This window comes from Candidatus Clostridium eludens (genome assembly GCF_045310515.1).
Lineage (GTDB): Bacteria > Bacillota > Clostridia > Clostridiales > Clostridiaceae > Clostridium_B > Clostridium_B eludens.
Map to the genome: position 1 here is coordinate 1 of NZ_JBJHZX010000094.1, position 6172 is coordinate 6172.

Below are 6172 nucleotides of genomic sequence, written 5' to 3' on the forward strand. Positions count from 1 at the left end.
TTTGATTATGAATAATAAAGTACGTATGATGAATATTATACCTAGGATGCGATAAATTAAAATCTATAAAATTTACTCAGCTCGAGGATATAAAAACAATTATTGGGGAATAACTAATGAATTTTGATAAAAAGTAAAAGATTTAATAGCAAAAAGACAAAGAGAGCCAAACAAAAAATACAAACAGGTTTCTGGTCAACCTATGAATCCAAGGAAAATGTTACCGCAACAGATGAATGAACGTGCCATTTAGATCAATAGTGCCTTACCCTGTCAGAGAGGAATATTAGTTCTAACTTAGACTCCTTTTTTCATATACCCATTTTCATGACTTTTATTACTAACTCCTTGGTCATTTTACTCCTTTACATCAAAATCCTTGTACCACTTTCTACTCTTTTCATAGTCATTGTATGAAAGAATAACTTTACCTTATTTAGGTTGTTGAATAACTGTTTTTTTCAAAATATATAGATACTGATTCTAGTCTACAAAGATATTTTTATACAATTGAACTTTAATGTCCAGCTTCTTATACAAATACGTGATAACCTATGTCAATAATAATTTGTTTATGCCATTATTTAGCTAAGTCGCAGAGGTAATTTAATACATGTTAATTAATCATATTGACAGTATTCTATAAATAATTTAATATGGTTTATAGTAGAACTGTTCATTGATGAACTATATTAAATGAGGGGATGTTTTCATGGACTACAATGATTTTAAGGTAAAACAAGCTGCGGAGGTAGTTCAATCTTTTATGGGGATCAGCAAAACTTTAGCTAAATTTACACAACAAAATGCTGAAAGTCTTGGTTTGACATTGCAGCAACTAGGAATTTTAAATACCATATATTCTTCTCCATTAATAACTTTAAAAGAAATAACAGAGAAATTACTCATTCCTAAAAGCACAGCAAGTGTTAACGTAGATGAACTGGTTGCTTTAGGGTTGGTTGAACGTAAAGCATCTGAAGATGACAGGCGAGAAATTAACTTAATTTTAACAGCTGAAGGTAAGGAAGTATCAAAAAAATCAGCTCAAACTCCGGCCTCATATATTGCTATGATTTCAGTGTTAGAAAAAATATCGTCTGAAGATATTTACACACTACTTCGCATTCATAAAGAACTCTTAAGGTTTTTACAGTAAAATATGAGATTATATAAAAAGATTGAAAGTAAGACCAAGAGCCTATCCTTAAATAACTTGAATTTTTCTAAAAGCAATTTTTAATCTGTAATTAAGTACTACAGATTAAAAATTGCTTATTTTATTTTTAAATCTGTTATAATATTTTTTTAATATATAAGAATTTATAAAATTTCCAATAAGATTCTAATTTAAAAATCATGAGCTATAGTGAATTTTCTTGATTATGGTGTAATATAAGGATTTGTTTATAAACAAGCTTCGATAAAGTTTTTGTTGAGATTTGTAGATATTAGTATAAAATTAAAATATAAAATGTTCATATTAGAATATAAAATTAAGCCAAACCTAATGAAATATAATGGTGATGGGGGTATGTTATGATTTCGTTGATAAGAAAAAAGCTTCATTCCACATTAAAAGTTAACCCAAAAAGCAAATATAAATACGAATGTATTAAGATATGTCTGATATATTCTGCAATAGGATTTTTTTGGATATACTTTTCAAATATAGTTGCAAACAAGTTCGCTGCTAATAAGGATATGCTGCTAATTATAAGTATATTCAGAGGTTGGTTATATGTTGCTGTTACTTCCATTATTCTGTATTTATTAATAATCAGTCTGGTGAAGAAGATTGGTATAACCGAAATGAAACTCAATGAAAGCTATGATGAAGTATCAGCATGTAATGAAGAACTTGAAGCACTTGTACAACAATTGACTGCTTCTGAGGAGGAGCTAAGAGCCCAATATGATCAGATTGTTGAGAGCAAAGAGGAATTAATCAAAAGTGAAGAAAGATACAAAACTCTTGTAAATCAAATGCACCAAGGGTTAGCACTTTTTCAAGGAAATGTTAATGAGGAAGAAAAAATTATAAATTTTAAACTTTTGGACGCAAATGAAAGCTATGAGAAATTAAGAGGATTAAAAAAGAAAGACAGCTTAGGAAAAACTGTTTTTGAGATATTCCCCGGTATGAAAAAAAACTTAATTGAAAAATTTGAACGTGTAATAAAAATAGGAGAGTCTATACACTACGAACACTACGTACAAGAAAGAAGTAAATATTATGAAGTAATTGCTTACAGACCAAAGAAATTGCAACTAGCAATAATCTTTACGGATATCACTGTAAGAAAACAGACAGAGAAAGCGTTAAAAGTAAGCGAATGTACTTTTAGGACACTCTTTGAAAGCTCATCGGATGCTGTGTTCATTTTGGGAAATAATAAGGTGATTGATTGCAACCCAGCTGCCATTAAATTATTGGGATATGATTCTAAAGTAAGCATACTCGGTAAAAGTCCATGTGACTTTTCGCCAGAAAAGCAACCCGATGGAAAAACTTCTAAAGAAAAAGTAGATGAAATATTCAAAAACGCTATTGAAAATGGAAATTTTAAATCTGAATGGTGGTTTAAGAAGTGTGATGGTACCTTATTACCCGTTGAGACTATGCTAACATCTATTTTGCTAAATGAAAAAAAAGTTTTGCATTCTTTATGCCGAGATATCAGCGAGAGAAAACAAATGGAACATAACTTAGAATATTTAAGCTACCATGACCATTTAACGAATTTATATAATAGAAGGTTTTTTCAAGAGGAATTAAGGCGATTAGATTCGGAAAAAAATTTTCCTTTGACTATTGTTATGGCAGATGTGAATGGATTAAAGCTTATCAATGATTCCTTTGGTCATACCACAGGAGATAAACTTCTTAGGAAAGTATCAGAAGTAATGACAAAAGGATGTCGAGCTGGGGACATTATCGCTAGGCTCGGAGGTGATGAGTTTGTGATTTTACTACCAAAAACAGATGCACATGAAACAAAACAGATTGTTAAACGTATAAAAGGAATAGCCTTAAAAGAAAAAGTAAGCTCCATCAATATAGATATTTCCTTTGGATATGCAACTAAAAAGAATGAAAAAGAAGAGGTTCAAGAAACCTTTAAAAAAGCTGAAGATAATATGTATAAGAAAAAACTCCTGGAAAGTCCAAGTATGAGAGGAAAAACTGTAAAAGCTATCATTCGTACTCTTCATGAAAAAAACAAAAGGGAAGAGCAACACTCTCATAGAGTTTCAGAATTATGCGGAAGTATGGGAGAAGCACTTAGCTTATCTGAAGGCGAAATCGAGGAACTTAAGACCATAGGGTTACTTCATGATATAGGCAAAATAGCTATAGAAGAAAACATACTCAATAAGAAGGGAAAACTAACGGAGGATGAATGGGAGGAAATAAAACGTCATCCTGAAATAGGATATAGAATACTTAGTACAGTAAGTGACATGTTAGAAATAGCAAAGTTGTATTAGCTCATCATGAAAAATATGATGGAAGTGGATATCCTAAAGGCCTAAAGGGAGAAGAAATACCACTGCAATCAAAAATCATTACAATAGCTGATTCTTATGATGCTATGGTTAGTGACAGAAATTACCGTAATGCTTTACCTGAAGAAGTTGCTATAGAAGAGCTAAAAATAAATGCAAGTATTCAATTTGATCCATCACTTATAAGAATATTCATTGAAAAAGTATTGAATAAATCATTTAATTAAAGTATTGTTAGCTATCAAGGCTATTAAACACTACATAATTTAAAAAACATGGTATTATTCAAAATTGAATTCTATGCTGTCTTTATGCTACAGTTTTCTTTTTCAGTAACTTTTTAGCATCTACTTAATTAGATATTAGGTAGATTAACTGTATACAGCTGTACTTATTTCTTTAAAATCACATAAACGCATTTATATATAGTGTAAAAAATTATATTGATATCAATTAAGTATAAATGTTATAATATGATAAAACCTAACTATAATTATTATTTGGTAATATTTATTAAATGCCACGATTTTATTTTAAAAAATGTTTAGGAGGCTCACAGTGTTTCAAGGGAAAAATAAAATTAAAAGTATCAAGAAAATACTTGAAGAACATTCTGCAGGAAGTAAGGACATTATTAAGAGTATAGAACATAAGTTTAAAGCTATAGACAAAATATCGTCACCAGTAAAAACTATGATAAGAGGTATTATTGATGTAGCTATTAGTATTAGTGCATTTAATGTAAGGATGAAGCACCAATCAACTACGTTAGCATCTAAATCGGAAAATTTGAAAAAATACACAGACAATATTACAACTGTGATACATGAGATAAATGAAAATATGGCCGAAATATCAAGTAACGCCATGGAGTATACTTCATCCATAGAAGAAATATCATCTCAAGCTAACTCACTTTTAACCTTAAATGAAGGCAACAATAAATCCTTAGATAAAGTAAATAGCTTGAAAGATGATCTTCTCAATAATTCCGTATCAATGGAAAGGGATATAAATAATTTATTACAGTTGGTAGTAAACATGAAAAGTACTGTTGACGGTATTAAACAAATAGCCGAACAAACAAATCTTTTGGCTTTAAATGCAAGTATAGAGGCTGCAAGAGCTGGAGAAAATGGTAGAGGATTTGCCGTTGTAGCTGAGGAGGTAAGAAAACTTGCTGATGTTACACAAGAACAGCTTACATTCATAAATAATCTGATGAGTGATATTGAAAAAGCTTCTGCTCAGAGTAAAGATAGTGTATGCCAAACTAAAGCTGCTATATTTAACATGAATGGTTCTATTAGTGATATTTCTAAATCTATTAAAGAAAGTAAAGAGAGCATTGAATTAGTTTCAAGTAATGTTGCTCAAGTAGCTAGTACATCACAGGAAATAAGTGCCTCTATTGAACATATTAGTGATGAAACCTACTCTTTAGGTGAAGATGCTCATAATATTAAGGCAATATCAGAAGAAATCTATGATAAATCAATAGAAATTGGTAATATGGGGGATTCTATTTCTAAAATTGAAGACCATGTTTCAAATTTAGCAAAGTTGAGTAATGGGATTTTTTATGAAAGCAATTTTAGAATGGATAATGATACTTTTGTAGATGCAATGGATAATGCTATTTCAGCTCATGTAAATTGGGTTAATACTCTTGAATCTATGGCGAACAAAATGCTGATACGACCATTACAAACAGATGGCCATAGATGTGGATTTGGACATTTCTATGAATCAGTAGAACCAAAAGATGAAGGTATTAAAGTCATATGGGATAAAATAGATTCAATACACTTGGAATTGCATAAAATTGGACATATAGTAATTGATAAGATTAAGTCCGGAAGTAGAGATGAAGCTTTAAGTAATGCTACTAGAGCCAAGAATTTATCATTAGACATTATCAAAATGTTAGATGATATAAAAAATCAGGCAAATGTGCTTACTAACAATGGCAAAAATGTATTTTAAACTACTTAGGCATATAAGGGAATTTGGTTTTATTTAAAGCGTATCTAAAAACTACCACAATAGCTAAGAAATATTGTTTAAATCTAATTAGAGTTCTCAGAAATTTATAAGTCAATTAGATACAGCACTCTTGTGAGTGTAGCACCAACATTTCCGACAAAACCTACGCTAAACTAAAAGGGGTAATGGGAGCATCCTTGTTCTGTTGTACAACTGTTGTGCAATCTTTTATTAAAAATAGTATCAAAACATCAATACAATATATAAAACGTTCCAAAATTAATTTAAATAATAAAGGCTTGATTTATGGTTAGCTATTATTCTATCAAATGTACAAAAAATAATTATGGACTAAAAAATACACATTCTTAGTCCATAATTATTAGATTCCTGCCTATTATTGACACTCATAAAAGTAATGGTTACTTTATTTCAGTGTTTTCATTTTCATTCTCATCATATATTGTATCATATGATTTAAAAATTGAATATTATAAATTTAGTGTCTAATTACAATAGGCGGATTAACCCCCTCGTTTTGGACAGAATCTAATAAATTCCTCATTTCTCTTAAATTTAGACCCTTATTTGAATATTTCTTAGGTTTTCTCCAAAATAAAGGTTATAAAATTCATGTGGAGCCATAAATCTTAAACTTGAATGTAATCTCCTATTA

General features: G+C 29.8%; 2 protein-coding genes and 1 pseudogene. All 3 read left to right on the plus strand.

The window, feature by feature from the left end:
- Positions 1-712 precede the first annotated feature (712 nt).
- The 3 genes and pseudogenes from ACJDU8_RS25005 to ACJDU8_RS25015 all read left to right on the plus strand — a co-directional run bounded on the left by ACJDU8_RS25005 (position 713) and on the right by ACJDU8_RS25015 (position 5496).
- Positions 713-1159, plus strand: a complete 447-nt coding sequence (locus ACJDU8_RS25005) for a MarR family winged helix-turn-helix transcriptional regulator (protein WP_406794904.1) — start codon at positions 713-715, stop codon at positions 1157-1159.
- Positions 1160-1539: 380 nt separating this feature from the next.
- Positions 1540-3737 (plus strand): annotated as a pseudogene (locus tag ACJDU8_RS25010) (HD domain-containing phosphohydrolase).
- 331 nt (positions 3738-4068) lie between these two features.
- Positions 4069-5496: a methyl-accepting chemotaxis protein gene (locus tag ACJDU8_RS25015; protein ID WP_406794905.1), complete on the plus strand. Its 1428-nt coding sequence runs from the start codon at positions 4069-4071 to the stop codon at positions 5494-5496.
- Positions 5497-6172 lie beyond the last annotated feature (676 nt).

What these genes read in the sequence shown, in the direction of transcription:
- ACJDU8_RS25005 (WP_406794904.1), top strand. Translation starts at nt 713, where the DNA reads ATGGACTACAATGATTTTAAGGTAAAACAAGCTGCGGAGGTAGTTCAA.